The following is a 20,969-nucleotide window of genomic DNA, read 5'->3' as shown; positions in this document are numbered from 1 at the left end:
TAACCTGCTGCAGAATCGCCTTTGGAGAGCGTAACGTGACGTCATATCAACAAATTTTCTTGGAAAATTGCCACCGATGAACGTCGTTGTTGGAGCTTCGTCAATCCAGGAACTCGGTAGCTTAGTGAGTCCGTTTATCGGCCAACTTGCCGCATTACTTGCTGCGTTCTGCTGGGCGTTAGCAACACTTATGTATGCCCGTAGCAGCCATCACTTAAGTTCTGCACAGTTAAATTTGGTGAAAGGCCTAATCGCAACACCGTTACTCGCGTTCGGGTTGTTCTTCTTTACCAACATGCAACAACTGAGTTGGGACAGCACCCCAATTTGGCTGCTATTGCTAAGCGGTGTGATTGGTATCACCATCGGCGACACCTGTTATTTTTCAGCTCTACGACGCTTGGGGGCAGGGCATACCATCTTACTTGAGTATCTAGCGCCTCCGTTCGCGGCTGTAATCGCGTGGTTGTTTCTCAGTGAAACCCTAAGTGGCGGACAAATCGTTGCAGCCTTAGTCGTCATTACCGGCGTTCTTTTGGTGCTAACCGAGCGGCAACCGATCGCAGGTGTGCCATTGTCGCGCAGTGGCGTACTATTTGGTGTTGCCGCTGCGATTTGCCAAGCCGTCGGTTTGGTCATGGCGTTTTATGCGTTTCAACATTTCAGTATTAACGCCTTGCAGGCCGCGATGTTGCGTCTTGCCGCCGGCACGATCATGTTAACGGTTGCACTACTGGTGTTAAAGCCACGGATGTTAAAGCAGACCGTTACTGCAGTTCGAGCCACGCATTTACCAACACTCTTCAGTGCGATTGTTTTAGGGACCTTCTTGGCAATTTGGTTACAACAAACGGCAATCGCCTATGTCACGCCAGGCATCGCGCAAACACTTCTATCAACTGCGCCACTGTTTATGCTTGGCCTCAACGTTATCCGGGGCCGGCGGGTAAGCTTTCGCGCTGTCGTCGGAACCTTAGTGGCGATGATCGGTATTAGTGTTCTATTTTTGCTTTAATGCCAACATGGCCGCGACCAGATAAGTTGCGGCCTTGCTGTGGTTCAAAGCGATTCTTGATTGCGTCATCGGGCTGGCTTCGGTATAGTTGCCCGGTTAAATTCTTCTCTTACTTATTTTATGTAATCAATGCATACAAGTGGCACTTGGTAGGTGTCACCACTGTAAAAAAGGAACGCTCATGCCAGTAATTACTCTCCCCGATGGTAGCAAACGCGAATTCGACCGCCCTGTATCTGTTCTTGATGTCGCCAATGATATCGGTCCAGGCCTAGCGAAAGCCACGGTTGCAGGTCGTGTGAATGGCGAATTAGTTGACGCTTGTGACGTGATTGAAAACGACGCTACGCTCGCAATTATTACCCCTAAGAATCCTGAAGGTGTGGAGATTATTCGGCACTCATGCGCGCATTTGTTAGGGCACGCCATCAAGCAGTTGTGGCCAAATACAAAAATGGCGATAGGCCCGACAATCGATAATGGTTTTTACTACGACGTTGATATCGATCGACCACTTTCGCAAGAAGACCTTGATGCACTTGAAAAACGTATGCAAGAGTTGCAAAGCACTAATTACGACGTGGTTAAAAAGAAAGTAAGCTGGGATGAAGCTCGCGAAGTATTTGTGCAACGTGGTGAAAGCTACAAAGTAGAAATTCTCGATGAGAACATTGCCCGTGACGACCGTCCAGGCCTTTATCATCACGAAGAATACATCGACATGTGTCGTGGCCCGCACGTGCCTAACATGCGTTTTTGTCAGCATTTTAAAATCATGAAAGTGGCTGGAGCGTATTGGCGTGGTAATTCCGATAACAAAATGTTGCAACGGATTTACGGCACTGCCTGGGCTGACAAAAAAGAATTAAAAGCTTATTTGCAACGTTTAGAAGAAGCAGAAAAGCGCGATCACCGGAAAATCGGTAAAACTCAAGATTTATTCCACTGGCAGGAAGAAGCGCCAGGTATGGTGTTTTGGCACCACAATGGTTGGACTATCTTCCAAGAGCTAGAAAAATTTGTCCGCGAAAAGCTGCATGATTATGACTATCAGGAAGTAAAAGGCCCATTGATGATGGACCGCGTACTCTGGGAAAAATCTGGCCACTGGGAAAAGTTCTCGGAGTTGATGTTTACAACATCTTCGGAAAACCGCGAATATGCAGTCAAACCAATGAACTGTCCGGGCCATGTACAGATTTTTAACCAAGGTCTGAAGTCATACCGTGATCTACCATTGCGAATGGCTGAGTTTGGTTGCTGTCACCGTAACGAACCGAGCGGTGCTTTGCATGGTTTGATGCGGGTGCGCGGTTTTACGCAAGACGACGCTCACATTTTCTGTACCCAAGATCAAGTGCAAGACGAAGTGTCTGGCTGTATCCGTATGGTTTATGAAACGTATCAGGCGTTCGGTTTTGACAAGATCGTCGTGAAGCTATCAACCCGCCCAGCGAAACGTCTTGGTGATGACGCCATGTGGGATCGTGCAGAGGCTGCACTAGCCGATGCATTGAAGAGCCACGACATCGAATTTGAGTATTTACCGGGTGAAGGTGCCTTCTACGGACCGAAAATTGAATTTACTTTACATGATTGTCTCGGTCGAGCGTGGCAATGTGGTACAATTCAGCTCGATTTTGCATTACCTGACCGTTTGGGCGCAACTTATATGGGTGAAGACAACGAACGTCACATACCAGTGATGATTCACCGCGCGATTTTAGGTTCGCTTGAACGTTTTATGGGTATTTTGATCGAAGAGTACGCTGGTTATTTCCCGCTTTGGTTGGCACCAACGCAGGTCGTGGTGATGAATATTACCGATAATCAGGCCGAATATGTCGAAAATTTCGTCTCAGAATTGAAAAAACAGGGCTTTAGAGCAAAAGCCGACTTGAGAAATGAGAAAATAGGCTTTAAAATTCGCGAGCACACGCTTAAGCGCGTGCCGTACTTATTGGTGGTAGGAGATCGCGAGGTAGAGGAAGGACAAGTCGCGGTTCGTACCCGGCGAGGTGAAGACCTCGGCAAATTTGCCGTGGCCGATTTCATGGCTCGCTTACGCGAAGAAGTAACAACCCGCGTAATTTCTTAGAACTGATTGGAGGAAGACACAATTAAAGGCGGAAAAAAAGGCCAAAAGGCCGACAAAACACGTATTAACGAAGACATCACGGCTGGAGAAGTCCGTTTAATCGACGGCGAAGGAGAACAGCGTGGTGTTGTAAGCTTAACCGAAGCACTTGAAGTTGCTGCAGAAGCAGGGCTTGATCTCGTTGAGATCAGTCCAAATGCTGAGCCGCCTGTGTGTCGCGTCATGGACTACGGAAAGTTCCTGTACGAGAAAAGTAAGCAACAGAAAGAGCAGAAGAAAAAGCAGAAACAGATTCAGGTCAAGGAAGTTAAATTCCGACCTGGTACTGATGAAGGCGATTACCAGGTAAAACTGCGCAACCTGCGTCGCTTTCTTGAGGGTGGTGACAAAGCAAAAGTCACTATTCGTTTCCGTGGCCGGGAAATGGCACATCAGGAGATTGGTATTGACCTTCTTGAGCGGATTAAAACCGATCTCGAAGAAGTATCAACTTGTGAATCGTTCCCTCGTCGGGCCGAAGGGCGTCAGATGATTATGGTTCTGGCACCACTTAGTAACAAGTAACGTGGGTTTACAAGTAAGTTTTCAATCGGAAAGCTTCACCCCGGCTACTTAATGGCAATCTCAATGCGGAGTTTTTGCAATGCCAAAAATGAAAAGTGTAAAAAGCGCTACTAAGCGTTTTAAGAAAACTGCTTCAGGCGGTTACAAGTGCAAGCAGTCTCACTTGCGTCACATTCTGACCAAGAAGAGCTCAAAGCGTAAACGTCACCTGCGGGCTAAGAGCATGGTTCATAAGAGCGATGTTGCTTTAGTCGATCGCATGTTACCGTACGCATAAGAGAGGAGACTGACACATGGCACGAGTAAAACGTGGTGTGATGGCGCGCGCGCGTCACAAGAAAATCATGAAGCAGGCGAAAGGTTACTATGGTGCTCGCAGTCGCGTATTCCGCGTTGCGAAGCAAGCTGTAACTAAAGCTGGTCAATACGCATACCGTGACCGTCGCGTGAAGAAACGTACGTTCCGTCAATTATGGATCGTTCGTATCAACGCAGCGGCTCGTCAAGGTGGCCTCTCTTACAGCCGTTTCATCAACGGTTTGAAGAAAGCATCTGTTGAGATCGACCGTAAGATTTTGGCTGATATCGCTGTTCACGACCAAGCAGGTTTTGCTGCATTGGTAGAGAAAGCGAAAGAAGGTCTGTCTGCGTAAGCAAACAGCTTCAAGCTAGAATAGAGAAGGGAGCCATTGGCTCCCTTTTTGCTGTCTGACGTTTATGAATTCTTGCTCAGGCAAACGTATTAAATTTTCTTAATTCATTTCATTTCATTTCATTTCATTTCACTTCACAGATATCTCACGGCCGCTAAATTTCGATATGAAATTGAAGGTAACTACACTAAGAACAAATATAGACCTTGCATCCTGCTGAAATCTTGGCCAAAATTGTTGTTGGTTGTTTTATAAACAATCACATGGAGAACAATCACATGGAGAACAATCACATGGAGAATAGTCAACAGGCACAAGGACAGCGAAAGTGGCGATTATTATTTGGCTCTAATTTCTTATTGGTGACAATCGCTTGGTTGTTTTTTAGCGCAGCGTTTAATCCCTCGTTTGCTCATTCTCAATCCTCTTCGGACGCGCAACGACTCGAAAAAGTCTTTGTTTGCGAAACCTGTAATCGTCAGGAAGCAATATCGATAGCGCATGCACAGGCACCGTTGGCGGAATGTACCTTTACACAGGAACAGGGGCAAATTCCTACGCCCGATGATATGTCTTGTTTTGCAGCGCCACGAGTGCTCATGGTCGTTAATCCCATCGAACAGCGAGCGTATAAATTTCGCGTTCAAGTTCAATGCCATGGTACCTGGTGTGCGTCAGGTAATCCAACGACTCAAGAATTGGCACCGACAGCAGAGGAGTTAGCAGATTTAGCTGTCTTTTATAGTTTTCACCAACGCTTTTTAGCCGCATTACAGGCGCAAAATGATTTCGAAGTAGTCACTCAACCAATACCCTTAGTGGACTGGACTACGCATGAACTTGACGTTGTCGAAAACTACAATTTGTCGGCAGAAAGTTGTGAGGGGCATCCAGTGCAGTATTTCACAAATTTAAACTGGCGTAACGCATTCCACCGCATGTTGGCAACCGGGATCAGTAGTCGCTTCGGTACTCGTTCATTTGAAGCAGTGGTGACAGATAAACGTTTGAATGGCTTGTCTTTTGGGAAACAACAAGTCGGGGTTAGTTGGGAATATAGCCGCAATGACTTGTGGACCATGTACCGCTTTTCAGACCCGTGGAATAACCGTTTGAACTTTAAAGTCAGCTATGAAGGTAATGTCTCAGAAGGCCCCATAGAACCGCACCTCGTTCGGTTTATCTTAGCCCCAGGCACCTCGGCGATTGGTGGCGTTTTAGTCAGTGATTTAATCAGTGGCGCACACTTAAGTTTACGTTCGTTAGGTGATATCGGATGCTTATCGTTATTATTAAATAATCCTGAATTCTTTGAGCCCATATCACACGGCGAACCAGAGTTTGTTCGCCAAAACCCAGACAACCCAGCGAGTCCTTTTGTCGAACGCTGTTATAAAACCGTGAAAACACAAAGCTGTATCGTCAATGACGATAATACGCGTCAATGTTTACCGCAAACGGTCGGTTTTTGGGAGATGTGCCCAGTGAACTTTCCCTAAATAGCTAACTAAATAAAACGATGGTTTGTGGTTTTAGAGTTTAGCGGCCTTACTGTCATGATGAGTAGCCAGCGCCGGTTTTGCGCTGGCTACTTTTTTGAACATGTACCTTTTACTCGCAATTTTATGTGCAGGTTGGCGTTGCGATCTGTTATCATATCGGCTTATTTTTCAACGTTATTTGTGAGCGTGGGTGCGTTTTTAGAAGGTCGGCTATTGACCGTGACTTGGGCGATAGTCTGAATACATTGAAGACGCCAAATACTCGGTTCTTAATACGTGATGCAAAACTCCTGAGTAACTGGTTCATTGAGGAAAGTCATGGATTTACAAGCAATTCTAGCAGCGGGTAAAGCAGCCTCAGCTGCTGCGACTACGCCAGCGCAACTCGAAGATGTTCGAGTTGAATATATGGGTAAGAAAGGCCATTTAACCGAGCAGTTAAAAAGCCTTGGAAAATTAAGCCCTGAAGAGCGTCCGCAAGCAGGTCAGTTAATCAACCAAGCCAAGCAAGAATTGCAAGAGATTCTCAATGCACGTCGCGACGAGCTGAAAGACGCAGAAATGAATCAGCGTTTAGAAGCTGAGCGCATTGATGTCACGTTAGCAGGGCGCATGAACCAACTCGGTGGTTTACATCCGGTGACACGTACGATTCAACGAATTGAAGATTACTTTGGTCAACTTGGCTTCGGCGTTAAACAGGGCCCTGAAGTGGAAGATGCGTTCCATAATTTCGATGCCTTGAATATTCCTCCTCAGCATCCAGCGCGCGCAGACCATGACACCTTTTATTTCAATGCTGACGCGATGTTGCGTACGCATACCTCAGGTGTGCAAATTCGCACCATGGAAAAGCAACAACCACCATTGCGGATTATTGCCCCAGGTCGGGTATACCGGAATGATTATGATCAGACGCATACGCCGATGTTCCACCAAGTTGAAGGCCTCATGGTCGACAAAAATGTCAGCTTTGCTGAGCTCAAAGGCATTCTGCATGACTTCCTACACCACTTCTTCGAAGAAGATCTAGAAATTCGTTTCCGGCCGTCATTCTTCCCATTTACGGAGCCTTCAGCTGAGGTCGATGTGCGTCGTAAAGACGGCAAATGGTTAGAAGTATTAGGTTGCGGGATGGTGCATCCGAATGTCCTGAAAGCAGTCAATATCGACCCAGAAGAATATACGGGCTTTGCGTTTGGTATGGGCGTTGAACGGTTAACTATGATCCGTTACGGCGTTAATGACTTACGCGCATTCTTTGAAAATGACTTACGTTTCTTAAAACAGTTCGGCTAAGCGGTAGAGGGAAGAATAGATTATGAAATTCAGTGAACAGTGGCTACGAGAGTGGGTCAACCCAGAGCTGAGCACCGAGCAATTAGCCGAACAATTAAGCATGGCTGGTTTAGAAGTTGATGGTATCGAGCCAGTTGCCGGTGTTTTCCATGGTGTTGTTGTTGGCGAAGTGAAAGCTTGTGAACAACACCCGAATGCAGACAAGTTGCGGGTAACGAAAGTTGATATCGGTGCTGACGAGTTATTGGACATCGTTTGCGGTGCAGCGAATTGCCGTACTGGTATCAAAGTGGCAGTGGCAACGGTCGGCGCAGAATTGCCAGGTGACTTTAAAATCAAAAAGAGCAAACTACGTGGAGAACCTTCCCACGGCATGTTGTGCTCAGCGTCGGAACTTGAACTCAGTGATGATCACGACGGTATTCTAGAACTACCTGCCGCAGCACCGGTGGGGACTGACTTTCGTGAATGGCTCGGTTTAAACGACCATGCGATTGAAATTGATTTAACCCCAAACCGGGCGGACTGTTTAGGTATTCGTGGTTTAGCTCGAGAAGTTGGGGTGTTAAACCGGATTGACGTCAATGTACCAGAATTTGCGGCAGTTGCTGCGACTATTGACGACCAACGGGCCATTCATTTGGATGCTGCAGACGCTTGCCCACGCTATTTGGGCCGCGTTATTCGCAATATCAATGCCAATACGCAAGCGCCGTTGTGGCTACAAGAGCGTTTACGTCGCGCCGGCGTGCGTTCAATCGATGCCGTTGTGGATATCACCAACTATGTTTTACTTGAACTCGGCCACCCGATGCATGCATTTGATTTAAGTCAGCTGCATGGTGATATTCATGTGCGTATGGCGAAGCCGGAAGAGAAGCTAACGCTACTTGATGGTCAAGAAGTCACCTTGCAGGACGACGTTTTAGTCATTGCGGATGAGCAAAAAGCGGTAGCGATGGCGGGCATTTTCGGTGGCGAACAAACCGGTGTAACCACTGAATCAAAAGATATTTTCCTAGAAAGTGCATTCTTTGCACCTGACGCGATAATGGGACGAGCACGTCGATTCGGCTTACATACTGACGCTTCGCATCGGTATGAGCGCGGTGTCGACCCTGAGTTGCAGCGCACTGCCATGGAACGCGCTACGGCGTTAATCCTTGAAATTTGTGGCGGAGAAGCAGGCCCAGTGGTGGAAGCAGTGAGCGTTGATCATCTGCCAAAACCAGCCAATATCAACCTGCGGGCAGAACGGTTAAGTCGTGTCTTAGGCGCTGACATTGCTGTGACGGATGTTGAAGCGATTCTGACACGTTTAGGTTTTACCGTTGCGAAAGACGCTAGTGGTTGGCAAGTCCAAGTCCCCACTTATCGCTTTGATATTGCAATTGAAGAAGATTTAATCGAAGAGATTGCTCGGGTTTACGGCTATAACAACATTGCAGCCGTCGCCCCAACTGCAGAACTACGCATGACGCGAGTTGAAGAAATTCACTTGCCGCTGCGCGCCGTGCAGCAAGTTATGCTCGCACAAGGCTATCAGGAAGCGATTACCTACAGTTTTGTTGACCCAAAACACCAAGCGCAATTGTATCCAGAGCTTGCTGCATTAACGCTGCCGCATCCAATTTCGATTGAAATGTCATCGATGCGTCTAGGCTTATGGCCAGGGCTGGTGTCGGCTGCGGGTTATAACCAAAAACGTCAGCAACAAAATATCCGCTTATTTGAAACTGGCTTACGTTTTGTGCCGGACAATAGTGCTGAAAATGGTATTGCGCAACAGCCGATGATCGCGGGTGTGATTATGGGGACTGTTCAAGGCGAACACTGGCGCGATGGCGTTCGTGCCGTTGACTTTTATGATTTAAAAGGGCACGTCGAAACGCTGTTGCGGGCGACCGGTCGTTTTGATGAGTTCCGTTTTGTTGCATCAGCACATACAGCCTTGCATCCAGGGCAGAGCGCTGCGATTTATCGTGGCGAAACGTTAGTTGGTTATTGTGGGGCGTTGCATCCGCAATTCGAAAAGCTGTTTGGCCTGAAAGGGCGTGCGTTTGTCTTTGAACTTGATTTAAACCTGTTGCGTGAACGTTTAGTACCGCAAGCTGGCGTAATTTCAAAGTTCCCGTCTATCCGTCGCGATATCGCTATTTTGGTTGACCGCCAAGTTGCAGCGGGTGAAGTGTTAGAATCAATTAAAAAAATTGGCGCAAATCAGTTAGTTGACCTAAACTTGTTTGATGTATACACCGGAGAAAATGTGCCAGCCGAGTCGAAGAGCTTGGCCATTGCTCTGACGTTACAGGCGGCAGATCGTACCCTGGAAGATCAGGAAGTAAATTCCTTGATGGAACAGGTGATAAACGCGCTGCGAAATGAATTCAATGCGGTGTTGAGGGACAGTTAATATGGCGCTGACCAAAGCTGAAATTGCCGAACATTTGTTTGAAAAATTAGGAATGAACCGGCGGGATGCCAAAGAGTTAGTGGAAACATTCTTTGAAGAAATTCGCCAAGCGCTTGAAAGTGGTGAACAGGTTAAAATTTCTGGATTCGGGAATTTTGACTTGCGTGACAAAGCACAGCGCCCGGGACGTAACCCTAAAACTGGTGAAGATATTCCAATTTCGGCGCGTCGAGTGGTTACCTTTCGACCCGGTCAGAAGTTTAAAGCGCGTGTTGAAGACGCTAACTTTGAAGAGTAACTCGATGTTAGCTCCTCTAGTCGGGTGCTATTAAGGTTTGCAATTTAATCTATTGTCGTGGCCATTTAATAGTGACGAAGTAAAAAAGAGACGAAATAAAAAACGAGCAGGAAGTTCCTGCTCGTTTTTTTATTGGGAGAGAACAACCTTATAGGTTGTTTCTTACTTAAAGAATAAACTGCTAAACGGATTGAGTAAACGAGCCATACCTGAAGTAAATTGTAGTGGGGCATCGAGCCAAGCCAAGGTTAAGCAGTCTTCCTCTGCAGTTTGTGGCGAATGACGATGATCCGCACCAAGGAAAACAAAGTCGCCATCGTGATAGCGGTCGTGTTCATCATTGAAGGTACCGTTGATTACCAAAGTGGCTTCGTGTTGGCGATGAGTATGTTCAGGTACTGACGCACCTGCACCCATGTAGATTAGATTCACTGCACTGTGATCATCTACTTTTAATGGTGCACGCCATACTGAGCCAGGCACTTTGCTCCAGTCGCCTAAGCGGTGAGAAACGCGCTTAAGCGCCGGTGGGAGGCGGAACTGCTTGCCTTCAACCGTTACTTTATCAAGGATCTGTTGTGGCGCACTGATTGCTGGCGCAGCCGAATTGAGAATATCTTCAAGCATCGCTTGCATCGTCAGCTCGCTGAAGTCGGTACTGGCACCGAGCTCTTTTGCTGATAAATGAGTTTCGATGTCTCGTGCGTGAGCTTTGCAGTGCTGACACATGTCAATATGGGTACCAACCACAACGGCGAGGGCGCTGTCGAGATTTCCCTGTACGTACTGCACAAGCAGTTCTTCGTTTGGATGGAATTTAATCATGGTCAGTAATCAACTCTCTAAGTTTCTGTAACGCCAAGCGGGTACGTGATTTTACCGTACCCAATGGAATACCAAGCTCGTCCGATACTTCTTGTTGCGACTTGCCTTCGATATAAATGGAAACAATTACCTCACGCTGTGCGTCTGGTAATTGGTTGTAATAACTTGTAATTTCTTGCAGAAGAATGGTTTGGTCGATGGCGAACTCATCGTCGCTGTCAGACATTTCTTCAGACAACACTGGCCACAACTCTTCAGCACTTATGTCATTTTGGTTTTTCTTGCTTTTCCGTAAGATATCAAACCGAATATTTCGCGCAATGGTGAAAATCCAAGTGGTGGGCGAGCCTTTCTCAGGGCTAAACAAATGCGCTTTGTGCCAAACATTGGTCATGGTTTCTTGAACCAAGTCCATCGCTGTCTGTTCATTGCCGAACTGACGGGTTGCAAAGCTTTGCAAGCGTGGCGCGAAGTGCTTGAAGAGCTCGGCAAAGGCGCGCCGCGAACGCTGCACTGCTACCTCGGCTAACAACGCAGCGAGGTGTTCTGGGGTAATGTCTTGCGGACTTGCACTGTTCGTTTTCATGTACTGTCGGTTGACCCGCTTTTCTGGCATGACTTGCATCATAGTGTACGCCTTTATTTAACCCGCACCAAACAAACTTGAATTATCGACTACATGGATTAACGTAATGGCTGTAATTTTGGATCAGTATCGAGATCAGTTTAATTCGTTTTGTTGTTCATTTTCCGCAAACAGTTGGGCGAGGTAAGCCAACATCTGGCTAAAGTTATTTTCGCTCAAGAGATCCTGTTTCACTTCCCCAGGCAGCGGCAATAATTCTAACCAACGATTACAGACCCAAGTTGGGTCTTCAAAGTTTCGATCCGGATAGAGTCGCGCGATTTCTGGGTAGTTATTAAAAACTTCTTCGAGACGCTGTTTCAATTCATGTGCCCAAACTTCCGAATCGGTCATCGGAATCGAGGCAGCAGGCGACTTAAAATGCACGTGGCCGCGTCGTAAGCCGTCTGACTCAGTTTCAATTTCATCGATTTCGAATAAACGTTCGCCAAGAATCGTGATACCCAAGTAGCCATCTGCGAGTGTTTCGAAATCGATAATTCGTACAAGAGTACCAACTTTGTAGACGTGAGTGTTTAGGTCGCGGTCACCATTTGGATTGAGCATGCACAATCCAAAGCCGGTTTGCTCACGTAACGATTCACGCACGAGCCGTAAGTAGCGAGGTTCGTACACACGCAACTGCATGCGACCGCCCGGGAGTACCGTGGAGGTCAAAGGAAATAACCCTAATGTTGTTGAGTTTGGCGTCGCCATTACTAAATTCCTGTGCCTATGAATACGACTAAGATCAAACAATTTCATGCCAGAGGTTGGCGTATGCAAATTTTTACGTCAGGATGAAGAAAGTGGATCTATGTTGGTTAAAACTATTTTAAAGGATAGAAAATGAGTCAAGCGCCAGTGTACGTGGGTATTAGCGCATGTTTAGTTGGAAAAAAAGTTCGCTATGACGGTGGCCATAAAGCTAACGATTTTTGTCAGCATCAACTTGCAAAACATGTTGAGTACTTGCCGCTTTGTCCAGAAGTCGGAATTGGCATGTCCGTACCGCGACCCACCATTCGTTTGGTTGGCACGCCCGAAGACACGCGCGCTGTGGTGCAAAAGACGGGTGAGGATGTGACCGATAAGTTAGCCAATTTCGCCACGGTTCGTACATCGCAGCTCGATCAATTGTCGGGTTATATTCTTTGTGCGAAATCACCGAGCTGCGGGATGGAGCGGGTGAGGCTTTACAACGAAGAGAGCAACGCTAATCGCAAGGAAGGTATGGGCATTTTTGCAGCTAAATTACGTGTACTTTATCCAGCCTTGCCGATGGAAGAAGATGGTCGCTTAAATGACGCGGCTTTGCGGGAAAACTTTGTCTTACGCATGTACGTGTACTACGAATGGAAAAACTTACCACAACCGCTCACGAAGAAAGACCTGTATCGTTTTCATGCCCGTCATAAATTGTTATTACTTGCGCATAATCAGGGCGTCTATCGTGCGCTAGGCAAAGAGCTTGCGCAGCAAGATTTGCTGAGTGATGAATTTTTGACTAATTATATATTTCGTTTAATGCGTGCTCTTAGCAAACCTGCTTCACGCCGTGATCACACCAACGTGTTGCAGCACGTACAAGGGTATTTCCGAAAGCACATTGACTCGAAGCAACGCACTGCCTTAGCACAATTAGTCTTAGACTATCGCCGCGGAACTGAACCGTTAGCAGCACCACTAACTATGATGCGGCATTACCTTCACATGTTTCCCGACCTATATTTGCAGGAGCAATCGTATTTTCAACCTTATCCCGATGATCTAAAACTGCGTTATGGGCTGTAATTGTTGGCTCTAATCGAAGGCTTGTGGTTAAAAACTTAAACCATCAGCTGAAAATTGTCGTCATCGTGAGAAGGAAGAGGCCGTGGCATCCACAGTTAAAGCAGAGACCAGTCACCGAGAAACAAGTGCGGCAATAGTTTGGTTTCGCCAGGATTTGCGAGTACTCGATAATGATGCGCTGCAGCGAGCCTGTGTGAATCATGAATGCGTCCATGCAGTTGCCCTTCGAACTCCGAAACAATGGCTGCAGCACGACTGGTCAGCGATTAAATGGGACTTATATGAGCGTCGTCTCGTTACTTTAGCCAATGAACTTGCCGAGCTCGGGATTGTATTGACGGTCCTTGACGTTCCGGATTATGCGGCGATTCCTGATGCATTGTGTGAGTTTACGCAACGACACAATGCTACTGCTGTTTACTGGAATCGTGATTATGCACTCGATGAAGTCCGGCGCGATCACCAAGTTGAGCAGGTTTTGGTCGAAGTTGATGTGCACGTTAATCAGCTTGATAGCAACGTGCTAGTGGCACCGGAACAAATTAAGAACGGCAAAGGTGAGTACTATCGAGTGTTTACGCCGTTTTTCAAAGCCTGGCTTCAGCATTTGGCCAACGTTGGCATACCCGCGCCTTATACTCGCGAAACAATCAAACGCGCCAATCAGAATACTGCCAAACATGATGTAACAGCCCAAGCACCCGCACAAACTGCCAGACCCGTCTTGACGAGCGAGGCTTGGTCGGTAACAGAGGGTGATGTCCGGCGCAAGGCACAGCGCTATGTACGCGAGCAAGTGCAGGATTATAAGCAGCAACGTGATTTACCTGCCCTAGACGGGACATCAATGCTTTCAGCTTATTTTGAAATCGGTGTGCTGTCGCCCCGAGTGGCTGCGCACTTACTCCAAAAACAATCACCGGATTTTCCATTCGGGCTGTCGGAAGGTGCGCACACGTGGTTGTCGGAATTGGCTTGGCGAGAATTTTACCAACATTTAATGTTTCATGAGCCACGCTTGAGTCGCGGTGAAGCATTTCAAGTGGAGACCGACGGTTTCCCATGGCGCAATGATAAAGTTGAATTTGCCGCTTGGTGCGAAGGCAAAACCGGTGTTCCGATTGTTGATGCTGGTATGCGGCAACTCAATGAGACAGGTTGGATGCACAACCGAGTGCGGATGATTGTGGCAAGTTTCCTCGTGAAAGATTTGCATATTGACTGGCGCTGGGGCGAACGCTATTTCATGCAACGACTCATTGACGGTAGTTTTGCGGCCAACAATGGTGGTTGGCAATGGAGTGCGGGCACAGGCACCGATGCTGCACCGTATTTTCGTGTTTTTAATCCATTCCGACAAAGCGAAAAATTTGATCCGGAAGGAAGCTATATTCGTAGGTGGGTCAAAGAGTTAGCGGATGTTCCGACTAAGTATATTCACGACCCAGCGAGCTACTTGGCGGCTCAGTATGGTCAGGATTTACCGTATCCTGTACCAATCGTTGATCATGCTGAGCGCCGAACGGATTTTATTGCTAAGTTTAAGGTAGCGAAGTCTGCAGCCTCTGGTTAGGCTTCAGACTCGGTCTCATACGCGAAAGGGCATGACATGATTAAAACAGCAGAACGTCGAGAGTTAATTGCTACGTTTAGCGATTTTTATGCCGAACTCGACGATCGTGATTTGGCAAGTTTGAAGCAAATCTACATTGACGATGTGACTTTTAAAGATCCAGTGCAATTAGTTCAAGGTCGCGATCAGTTACGTGACTATTTAGCCCATGGTTTGGAAAATGCATTGACGTGCAAATTTGCCATAGAAAAAACCATGGTCGACCGCGAACAGGCCTTTCTCGTTTGGCAAATGCGTTTACAACACGAGAAACTTGCTGGCGGGCGCGAGATTCAAATTCCGGGCACGAGTCATTTGTTGTTTGCTGAGGATGAAAATCGGATCAAAGAGCATGTTGATTACTATGACCTTGGCGCGATGATTTATGAACATATTCCACTGTTAGGCTGGGTGGTTGGCAAAGTACGCAATAAATTGGCGGGTGTATGAACATATTAATTACCGGTGCAAGCTCAGGAATTGGGAAACAGCTGGCGCTTGATTACCTTGCTACTGGACATGATGTTTATGCTTGCGGGCGCAATCAGGAAAAACTAGCAGCGCTGCAAAGTGAACTGCCACCGACTCAGCAGAATCATTTTCATGCCGTCGTATTTGACGTTACCGAGCGCGAGCAGGTACAAAATGCACTGAGCAACCTAGAACAGTTAGACCTAGCGATCCTCAACGCTGGGGTGTGTGAATATATCGACGATGCAAAGTCATTCGATGCAGCTCTCGTCGAACGAGTTTTTGCCGCGAACTTTTTCGGTGTGGTGTACTGTTGTGAAACCTTAGTTCAGCACATGCAAAGCGGAGCTCGGATTGCGATCGTCGATAGCATGGCGCGGCTGTTTCCATTCACCCGAGCGGAAGCCTACGGCGCAAGCAAGGCTGCTGTACATTATTTCGCCAGCAGCTTGCGGACGGATCTGAAAGATCATGGCATCGCGGTGACGACTATTTCACCCGGTTTTGTCGAAACGCCCATGACCGATGCCAATGATTTTGAAATGCCCATGCGAATCTCGGTTGCCAAGGCAAGTATCGCCATTCAAAAAGGTTTAGCGGGTGGTAAACCACATATCGCTTTCCCACGTATATTTGGCTGGATGTTGGCGTTTTTACATCGGCTGCCTTACCGTTGGCAAGTAGGACTATCGTCCCGTATGCGCTCGTAACCTTTGGTAAGCGACTACATCTAACCTTATAAAATTTCACTCGTTGTTGCTTTGGGTGCTTGTGTCACCCTTGTTTTACTAAAGGATTTCATATGAAAATTGCCGTCATTGGCTCGGGTATTGCTGGATTAACGGCAGCGCATTTGTTAAGTGAGCAGCATGAAGTTTGGGTCTTTGAAAAAGGTGATTATATTGGCGGCCATACTGCGACAGTTGATGTTGAAGTTGCCGGCAAGAGTTTCGCAATCGATACCGGTTTTATTGTCTTTAACGACCGTACTTACCCTTACTTTAAAACTTTATTGCGGCGGAATGGGGTGGCATGGCAAGACACGGAAATGAGCTTTTCAGTCAAGAATCCTCTGAGTGGTCTTGAATACAACGGCCATAGTCTATGGACGTTATTTGCACAGAAACGCAATCTTTTACGACCAAGCTTCTATCGTATGCTCGGTGATATTGTGACCTTCAATAAGGCGGCTAAAGAGGCTCTTGAAACACGCTCGGAAGCTGAGGTGGATGGTCAAACTTTGGCTGACTTCGTATCGGCATTGCAGCTTGGCGAGGATTTCGCAAACAACTACTTATACCCGATGTGTGCGGCGATTTGGTCGGCGAGTTTAAAAGAGTCGGCACAATTCCCACTTGGTTTTTTCCTGCGCTTTTTTATGAACCATGGTTTGTTGAACATTCAAGACCGTCCGCAATGGCATGTAATTAAAGGTGGTTCCCGAAGCTATATTCCTGCTCTTACACAGCCATTCGCTGAACGTATCGAATTAAACGCAGAAATTGAGCGGGTTGAGCGCCATGTGAATGCAGCGGTACTTTACTTTGCCGACGGGCGCATTGAACAATTCGATCAGGTTGTTTTTGCTTGCCATAGTGATCAAGCCCTGGCGTTACTTTCCGATGCTACTGTGGCTGAAGAAGAAGTGCTGGGCGGCATTCCTTATCAAGATAACGATGTGGTCTTGCATACAGATGTGAGTCAGCTACCCAAACGCAAAGCCGCCTGGGCTAGTTGGAACTATTTACTGCCGGCATCTGTGCGTGAGCAGGCCGAAGAGAAGCCAGCGACCGTGACTTATAATATGAATATTCTGCAAGGCATCGAACACGCTCCGGTAACGTTCTGCGTGACGTTGAACAATACCGCCGCAATTGCTGAGGACAAAATTCTACGTCGCTTCACTTACGCGCATCCGGTGTATTCGCTGGCGTCATTTAGAGCACGCGCACGCCGTGATGAAATCTGTGGTCAGAATCGAACGCATTTTTGTGGTGCATACTGGTACAACGGCTTTCATGAGGACGGCGTCCGCAGTGCCATTGACGTAGTGCGTCGCTTAGGAATAGAAATCACACCGGATGAACCAGCTTATTATGAGTAATCATGCGGTTTACATCGGCCATGTCGGCCACCAACGCTATACACCAAAGCGACATGGTTTCCGTTATCAATTGTCACAGTGGTGGCTCGACCTTGATGATCTTGCAACGGCAGGGGACAACAGTCGGCTTTTGCGGGTTGACGGTGGTTTTGCTGCCTTTTCGTTGCGTCAACAAGATTACCTTCGCGATGAACCCCGCGAGTCTAACGAGTCGTTAGCCGATTGCGTGCGTCGAAAAATGTCTGAGCTAGCCGAACGCGAACTAACGGGCCGAGTTTACTTACTTGGCAACGTCCGTTGTTTTGGTGTGTACTTCAGTCCCCTGAATTGCTACTACCTTGAGAATGACGACGGCGAATTCACCCATGTTCTCGCTGAGGTAAGTAATACACCCTGGAATGAGCGTCATTACTACTTGTTGGCTCTCGACCAAGCACTTGAACATGAAAAAGCTTTTCATGTGTCACCGTTTAATCCCATCGATATGGATTACCGGTGGCGCTTAGAGCTGCCTAAATTCGTTGCAGATTCGCCGCTAGGCGTGCAAATTGAGCTGTGGCGACAAGAAAAAATATTTACGGCGTCAATGCGTTTAAAACGAATGCCATTAAACCGTTCGAGCATTCGCTACGTATTTAAGCAAACGCCTTGGATGACCGCAAAAGCAGTTGCTGCGATTTATTGGCAAGCTTTGCGTTTAATAGTCAAACGCGTCCCATTTTACGGCCATCCCGGCAAAAACAAGCGTCAATAAGAACGCTCAAATAAGTTTCCAAGGAACTGATATGCCATCAACAACGAGTGAATCATTTATGACCCAAAGTCAGTCGTTTAGTCGTTTCGACCGCTTTGCGCGCAAGATTCTATTTACCGTTCTCAAACGCTTGCAATATGGAACCATAGTGATTCGTGAAGGCCAAACAGAAGTTGCTAGGTTTAGCGGCAATCACCCTGGCCCCCAAGCTGAGATTAGAATTCATGACCCACGCACTTATCGTGCGCTCGTTTTCTCTGGTGACATTGGTGCCGGTGAGGCTTTCATGGCCGGTTACTGGGAATCTGATGACCTGACTGCGGTGATCGAACTGTTCGCCGCAAACCTAAACGTTCTCGATGAACTCGACAAGCGCCTAGCGTGGCTGTCTTGGCCGCTACATATGCTCAGCCATGTTCGTCGCAGAAACAGTAAAGCGCGGGCAAAAGAGAACATTTCAGCGCACTACGATTTGGGTAATGAGTTGTATACACGCTTCCTCGACGAACGTATGCAATATTCAAGTGCTGTTTTTGCGACCGACGAGATGACCATTGATGAAGCGCAGAGCGAAAAATTGAAGCGCCTGTGTGATCAACTTGCTCTAACTCCCGAGGACCATTTGTTGGAAATCGGTACGGGCTGGGGTGGTTTAGCTATTTTCGCCGCAGAAAATTATGGCTGCAAGGTGACGACGACCACCATCTCTCGTGAGCAATATGACTATGCCCAGGCTTTGGTGAAAGAACGCGGGCTGGAAGATAAAATCACTTTGTTGATTGAAGATTACCGTGACCTGCGTGGTCAGTATGACAAGCTTGTTTCAGTCGAGATGATCGAAGCGGTCGGTGCTGAATACATGAGTACCTTTTTCAAACAGTGCAATGCGTTATTGAAGCCAGGTGGGTTGATGGTTCTACAGGCGATTACTATCGCTGATCAACGCCTTGAGCGTTATAACCGCAGCGTTGATTTCATTCAAAAATATATCTTCCCAGGGGGCTATTTGCCGTCGATTGAGTTACTGGGCAAAATGTATCGCCGCCACACCGATATGGTTATTCGGTCTGTGAGTGACATTGGTCTTGACTATGGCAAAACCTTGAATGCTTGGCGTCAGCGTTTTAACGCCCGTCGGCATGAGCTTGAGCCTCTAGGCTATGACGAACGTTTTGCACGCATGTGGAATTACTATTTCTGCTACTGCGAAGGTGGTTTTAAACAACGTACAATCAGTGCCATTCAATTATGCGCCAGCAAATCTTCCCGCGCCTAAGGGCCTTACTTTGGAAGCTGTTAGGCAATCATCGCTTAGCAGCTTTTTTCATCTTCGACTTTGTCTGGTTAGCAGCAGTGCTCGGGCGCGAAGGCTGGCTTTGGCTGACATTTTTACTGATTTTCCTGATGTTTGCGGCAACACCCAAGATACTCTGGCGGCAACGTTGGCAGTTAATGGGTTTAGTGGTGCTAGGTTGTTTGCTCGAGTTGGCGACTGTAACCTTCGGTGTTATCCGCTTTACTGGCACAGACTGGATTCCCCTCTGGCTGATTTTGCTTTGGGTTGGTTTTAGCGGCATGGCATTGGTGGTTTTTGATTACTTGCGCAAACGCTTCGTAATTGCGGCGGTGCTCGGAGCTATTTTTGGCCCCATTACCTATTTCGCCGGTGAGCGCTTAGGTGCGGCCGAGCTCCAAGTCAATTTCTTACCTGCGCTGGTGGTCTATAGCCTGTTTTGGAGCGTAATGATGGTGATTATTGCTGCGATAGTGCAACCACATCGAGCGCCAGCTGACTCTCGATCCTGAGCACTATAGCAACATATACCGGTTGGTCATCGCATCACTAAGAGGTTTGTCTATGGTGCAGTTAAGTAAAGCTCTCGTCTCATTCGCTTTTTGTGCAGCGTGTGTTGCGTTGCCAGTACAGGCTTCACAACAATGTTTAAATGCAGCTAAAAGCCAAAACGAAGCGCAAATCGCGGAAGCGTTAAAGCCTGTCGGTGAGACGCGTTTACGAGTTCTATTCATGCGTATCTACGATGCTGCGTTGTTTACCGATAGCGGTGATTTAGACAATGCCGAACAAGTCGCTTTAGCTATCGAATACGCGCGAAACTTCAGTGCACAACAGTTGGTCAATCAAACCCGTGACGAGTGGGAACGTATGGATCTCGTGACCTCTGATTCGGAAACTTGGCTTGCTGAACTCAACGCTATGTGGCCAGACGTTAATTCAGGCGACTGTATCGTTGCTGTACGTAATGAAGAGGGTGGAACCCGATTCTTTTCGCGTGAGCGCGAGCTCGGTGTAATTGAAGCCCCCGGATTCGCGGAACGGTTTTTTGCCATTTGGCTGTCAGAACAGGCACGTTTTCGTCGCAGTCGCGACGAATTAGTAGGAGAGCGGGGATGAAACAAGTTTGGTTAGGGTTGATAGCAGTCTGTTTATTAGCAGGTTGCAGTAGCAAGATCGAGGATTATCAGGGCGTGGAACCAGCATTACATTTAGATGAGTTCTTTGTTGGCGACCTAGTCGCGTATGGCATGGTACAAGATCGCTCAGGCAAAGTAACTCAGCGCTTTCGAGCTGAAATTGACGCCAGTTGGGAAGGTGCCAACGGCGTGCTCGATGAAGTCTTTTATTGGGACGACGGCCGCGAGCAAACGCGAGTTTGGCGTTTAACCAAAGTGGCCGATAATACTTATATCGGTACAGCCGGTGATGTGGTTGGCGAAGCCCGGGGTACCACCGTGGGTAACGCACTGCACTGGGTCTACCAATTAGAAGTGCCATTTCGTGATGGCACGATATCAGTCACCCTTGATGATTGGATGTTTTTGCTCGATGAAAACCGCTTAATTAACAAAACGGAAATGCGCAAATTCGGTTTCCGCGTTGGTGATATCACTATTTTCATCGAGCGTAAACAAGCGCAGTAAGT

22 protein-coding genes are annotated in these 20,969 nt (G+C 47.5%); 19 read left to right on the top strand and 3 right to left on the bottom strand.

Translation table 11 applies throughout. From position 1 onward, the window contains the following. Positions 1–76: 76 nt before the first annotated feature. From CWE06_RS02665 to ihfA, 9 genes are all read left to right on the top strand, one after another. Positions 77–1,015, top strand: a complete 939-nt coding sequence (locus tag CWE06_RS02665; protein ID WP_126790900.1) for a DMT family transporter — start codon at positions 77–79, stop codon at positions 1,013–1,015. A 181-nt stretch (positions 1,016–1,196) separates the two neighbouring features. Further along, positions 1,197–3,113 (top strand): threonine--tRNA ligase, encoded by a 1,917-nt coding sequence (gene thrS / locus CWE06_RS02660; protein WP_126790899.1) that lies wholly within the window; start codon positions 1,197–1,199, stop codon positions 3,111–3,113. Between the two features lie 6 nt (positions 3,114–3,119). After that, entirely contained in the window at positions 3,120–3,677 is a 558-nt protein-coding gene (gene infC, locus CWE06_RS02655) for a translation initiation factor IF-3 (protein WP_126790897.1), read from the top strand. Between the two features lie 79 nt (positions 3,678–3,756). Further along, on the top strand, positions 3,757–3,954 hold the full coding sequence (rpmI, locus tag CWE06_RS02650; RefSeq protein ID WP_126790895.1) for a 50S ribosomal protein L35: 198 nt from the start codon (positions 3,757–3,759) through the stop codon (positions 3,952–3,954). Positions 3,955–3,970: 16 nt separating this feature from the next. After that, positions 3,971–4,330, top strand: a complete 360-nt coding sequence (gene rplT, locus CWE06_RS02645; protein ID WP_126790893.1) for a 50S ribosomal protein L20 — start codon at positions 3,971–3,973, stop codon at positions 4,328–4,330. A gap of 278 nt (positions 4,331–4,608) precedes the next feature. Further along, positions 4,609–5,829 carry an RNA-binding protein gene (locus CWE06_RS02640; RefSeq protein WP_126790891.1) on the top strand — a complete coding sequence of 407 codons (1,221 nt, stop codon included), beginning with the start codon at positions 4,609–4,611 and terminating at the stop codon, positions 5,827–5,829. A 321-nt stretch (positions 5,830–6,150) separates the two neighbouring features. Beyond that, positions 6,151–7,131, top strand: coding sequence for a phenylalanine--tRNA ligase subunit alpha (pheS, locus tag CWE06_RS02635; protein ID WP_126790889.1), 981 nt, complete (start codon positions 6,151–6,153; stop codon positions 7,129–7,131). A gap of 22 nt (positions 7,132–7,153) precedes the next feature. Further along, on the top strand, positions 7,154–9,544 hold the full coding sequence (gene pheT, locus CWE06_RS02630) for a phenylalanine--tRNA ligase subunit beta (protein ID WP_126790887.1): 2,391 nt from the start codon (positions 7,154–7,156) through the stop codon (positions 9,542–9,544). 1 nt (position 9,545) lies between these two features. Continuing rightward, entirely contained in the window at positions 9,546–9,842 is a 297-nt protein-coding gene (gene ihfA / locus CWE06_RS02625) for an integration host factor subunit alpha (RefSeq protein ID WP_126790885.1), read from the top strand. Between the two features lie 162 nt (positions 9,843–10,004). On the opposite strand, the gene CWE06_RS02620 is transcribed toward ihfA, so the two are convergent. The 3 genes from CWE06_RS02620 to CWE06_RS02610 all read right to left on the bottom strand — a co-directional run bounded on the left by CWE06_RS02620 (position 10,005) and on the right by CWE06_RS02610 (position 12,009). Continuing rightward, on the bottom strand, positions 10,005–10,667 hold the full coding sequence (locus CWE06_RS02620; protein ID WP_126790883.1) for a ChrR family anti-sigma-E factor: 663 nt from the start codon (positions 10,665–10,667) through the stop codon (positions 10,005–10,007). Next, the gene (locus tag CWE06_RS02615; protein WP_198679031.1) at positions 10,660–11,292 is read right to left on the bottom strand and encodes a sigma-70 family RNA polymerase sigma factor; all 633 of its coding nucleotides are present in this window, start codon (positions 11,290–11,292) and stop codon (positions 10,660–10,662) included. Before CWE06_RS02615 ends, CWE06_RS02620 begins: the two co-directional genes overlap by 8 nt. 96 nt (positions 11,293–11,388) lie before the next feature. Continuing rightward, the gene (locus CWE06_RS02610; RefSeq protein WP_126790881.1) at positions 11,389–12,009 is read right to left on the bottom strand and encodes an LON peptidase substrate-binding domain-containing protein; all 621 of its coding nucleotides are present in this window, start codon (positions 12,007–12,009) and stop codon (positions 11,389–11,391) included. Between the two features lie 132 nt (positions 12,010–12,141). On the opposite strand from CWE06_RS02610, the gene CWE06_RS02605 reads away from it, so the two are divergent. The 10 genes from CWE06_RS02605 to CWE06_RS02560 all read left to right on the top strand — a co-directional run bounded on the left by CWE06_RS02605 (position 12,142) and on the right by CWE06_RS02560 (position 20,967). After that, complete coding sequence (locus tag CWE06_RS02605) at positions 12,142–13,086, top strand: YbgA family protein (RefSeq protein ID WP_126790879.1); 945 nt, start codon at positions 12,142–12,144, stop codon at positions 13,084–13,086. An 82-nt stretch (positions 13,087–13,168) separates the two neighbouring features. Then, positions 13,169–14,659, top strand: coding sequence for a deoxyribodipyrimidine photo-lyase (phrB, locus tag CWE06_RS02600; RefSeq protein ID WP_126790877.1), 1,491 nt, complete (start codon positions 13,169–13,171; stop codon positions 14,657–14,659). Between the two features lie 36 nt (positions 14,660–14,695). Further along, the gene (locus tag CWE06_RS02595) at positions 14,696–15,148 is read left to right on the top strand and encodes a nuclear transport factor 2 family protein (protein ID WP_126790875.1); all 453 of its coding nucleotides are present in this window, start codon (positions 14,696–14,698) and stop codon (positions 15,146–15,148) included. Then, the gene (locus CWE06_RS02590) at positions 15,145–15,879 is read left to right on the top strand and encodes an SDR family NAD(P)-dependent oxidoreductase (protein ID WP_126790873.1); all 735 of its coding nucleotides are present in this window, start codon (positions 15,145–15,147) and stop codon (positions 15,877–15,879) included. The genes CWE06_RS02595 and CWE06_RS02590 overlap by 4 nt, the downstream gene beginning before the upstream one ends. A gap of 92 nt (positions 15,880–15,971) precedes the next feature. Next, positions 15,972–17,273, top strand: coding sequence for an NAD(P)/FAD-dependent oxidoreductase (locus tag CWE06_RS02585; RefSeq protein WP_126790871.1), 1,302 nt, complete (start codon positions 15,972–15,974; stop codon positions 17,271–17,273). Then, positions 17,251–18,027: a DUF1365 domain-containing protein gene (locus CWE06_RS02580; RefSeq protein ID WP_241972449.1), complete on the top strand. Its 777-nt coding sequence runs from the start codon at positions 17,251–17,253 to the stop codon at positions 18,025–18,027. The genes CWE06_RS02585 and CWE06_RS02580 overlap by 23 nt, the downstream gene beginning before the upstream one ends. Before the next feature lie 31 nt (positions 18,028–18,058). Continuing rightward, entirely contained in the window at positions 18,059–19,303 is a 1,245-nt protein-coding gene (locus tag CWE06_RS02575) for an SAM-dependent methyltransferase (protein WP_126790869.1), read from the top strand. Continuing rightward, positions 19,276–19,833: a DUF2878 domain-containing protein gene (locus CWE06_RS02570; RefSeq protein WP_126790867.1), complete on the top strand. Its 558-nt coding sequence runs from the start codon at positions 19,276–19,278 to the stop codon at positions 19,831–19,833. Before CWE06_RS02575 ends, CWE06_RS02570 begins: the two co-directional genes overlap by 28 nt. A 52-nt stretch (positions 19,834–19,885) precedes the next feature. After that, on the top strand, positions 19,886–20,440 hold the full coding sequence (locus CWE06_RS02565; RefSeq protein WP_126790865.1) for a chalcone isomerase family protein: 555 nt from the start codon (positions 19,886–19,888) through the stop codon (positions 20,438–20,440). Then, the gene (locus CWE06_RS02560) at positions 20,437–20,967 is read left to right on the top strand and encodes a DUF3833 domain-containing protein (protein WP_126790863.1); all 531 of its coding nucleotides are present in this window, start codon (positions 20,437–20,439) and stop codon (positions 20,965–20,967) included. The genes CWE06_RS02565 and CWE06_RS02560 overlap by 4 nt, the downstream gene beginning before the upstream one ends. Positions 20,968–20,969: the final 2 nt, after the last annotated feature.

It is taken from the genome of Aliidiomarina haloalkalitolerans (genome assembly GCF_003987315.1).
GTDB classification, from domain to species: domain Bacteria; phylum Pseudomonadota; class Gammaproteobacteria; order Enterobacterales; family Alteromonadaceae; genus Aliidiomarina; species Aliidiomarina haloalkalitolerans.
The sequence above is the reverse complement of the archived record's forward strand: the minus strand, read 5'-3'. Positions and strand labels throughout refer to the sequence as shown.

What these genes read in the sequence shown, in the direction of transcription:
- CWE06_RS02665 (WP_126790900.1), top strand. Translation starts at nt 77, where the DNA reads ATGAACGTCGTTGTTGGAGCTTCGTCAATCCAGGAACTCGGTAGCTTA.
- thrS (WP_126790899.1), top strand. Translation starts at nt 1,197, where the DNA reads ATGCCAGTAATTACTCTCCCCGATGGTAGCAAACGCGAATTCGACCGC.
- rpmI (WP_126790895.1), top strand. Translation starts at nt 3,757, where the DNA reads ATGCCAAAAATGAAAAGTGTAAAAAGCGCTACTAAGCGTTTTAAGAAA.
- rplT (WP_126790893.1), top strand. Translation starts at nt 3,971, where the DNA reads ATGGCACGAGTAAAACGTGGTGTGATGGCGCGCGCGCGTCACAAGAAA.
- CWE06_RS02640 (WP_126790891.1), top strand. Translation starts at nt 4,609, where the DNA reads ATGGAGAACAATCACATGGAGAATAGTCAACAGGCACAAGGACAGCGA.
- pheS (WP_126790889.1), top strand. Translation starts at nt 6,151, where the DNA reads ATGGATTTACAAGCAATTCTAGCAGCGGGTAAAGCAGCCTCAGCTGCT.
- pheT (WP_126790887.1), top strand. Translation starts at nt 7,154, where the DNA reads ATGAAATTCAGTGAACAGTGGCTACGAGAGTGGGTCAACCCAGAGCTG.
- ihfA (WP_126790885.1), top strand. Translation starts at nt 9,546, where the DNA reads ATGGCGCTGACCAAAGCTGAAATTGCCGAACATTTGTTTGAAAAATTA.
- CWE06_RS02620 (WP_126790883.1), bottom strand. Translation starts at nt 10,667, where the DNA reads ATGATTAAATTCCATCCAAACGAAGAACTGCTTGTGCAGTACGTACAG.
- CWE06_RS02615 (WP_198679031.1), bottom strand. Translation starts at nt 11,292, where the DNA reads ATGCAAGTCATGCCAGAAAAGCGGGTCAACCGACAGTACATGAAAACG.
- CWE06_RS02610 (WP_126790881.1), bottom strand. Translation starts at nt 12,009, where the DNA reads ATGGCGACGCCAAACTCAACAACATTAGGGTTATTTCCTTTGACCTCC.
- CWE06_RS02605 (WP_126790879.1), top strand. Translation starts at nt 12,142, where the DNA reads ATGAGTCAAGCGCCAGTGTACGTGGGTATTAGCGCATGTTTAGTTGGA.
- CWE06_RS02595 (WP_126790875.1), top strand. Translation starts at nt 14,696, where the DNA reads ATGATTAAAACAGCAGAACGTCGAGAGTTAATTGCTACGTTTAGCGAT.
- CWE06_RS02590 (WP_126790873.1), top strand. Translation starts at nt 15,145, where the DNA reads ATGAACATATTAATTACCGGTGCAAGCTCAGGAATTGGGAAACAGCTG.
- CWE06_RS02585 (WP_126790871.1), top strand. Translation starts at nt 15,972, where the DNA reads ATGAAAATTGCCGTCATTGGCTCGGGTATTGCTGGATTAACGGCAGCG.
- CWE06_RS02580 (WP_241972449.1), top strand. Translation starts at nt 17,251, where the DNA reads ATGAACCAGCTTATTATGAGTAATCATGCGGTTTACATCGGCCATGTC.
- CWE06_RS02575 (WP_126790869.1), top strand. Translation starts at nt 18,059, where the DNA reads ATGCCATCAACAACGAGTGAATCATTTATGACCCAAAGTCAGTCGTTT.
- CWE06_RS02570 (WP_126790867.1), top strand. Translation starts at nt 19,276, where the DNA reads ATGCGCCAGCAAATCTTCCCGCGCCTAAGGGCCTTACTTTGGAAGCTG.
- CWE06_RS02565 (WP_126790865.1), top strand. Translation starts at nt 19,886, where the DNA reads ATGGTGCAGTTAAGTAAAGCTCTCGTCTCATTCGCTTTTTGTGCAGCG.
- CWE06_RS02560 (WP_126790863.1), top strand. Translation starts at nt 20,437, where the DNA reads ATGAAACAAGTTTGGTTAGGGTTGATAGCAGTCTGTTTATTAGCAGGT.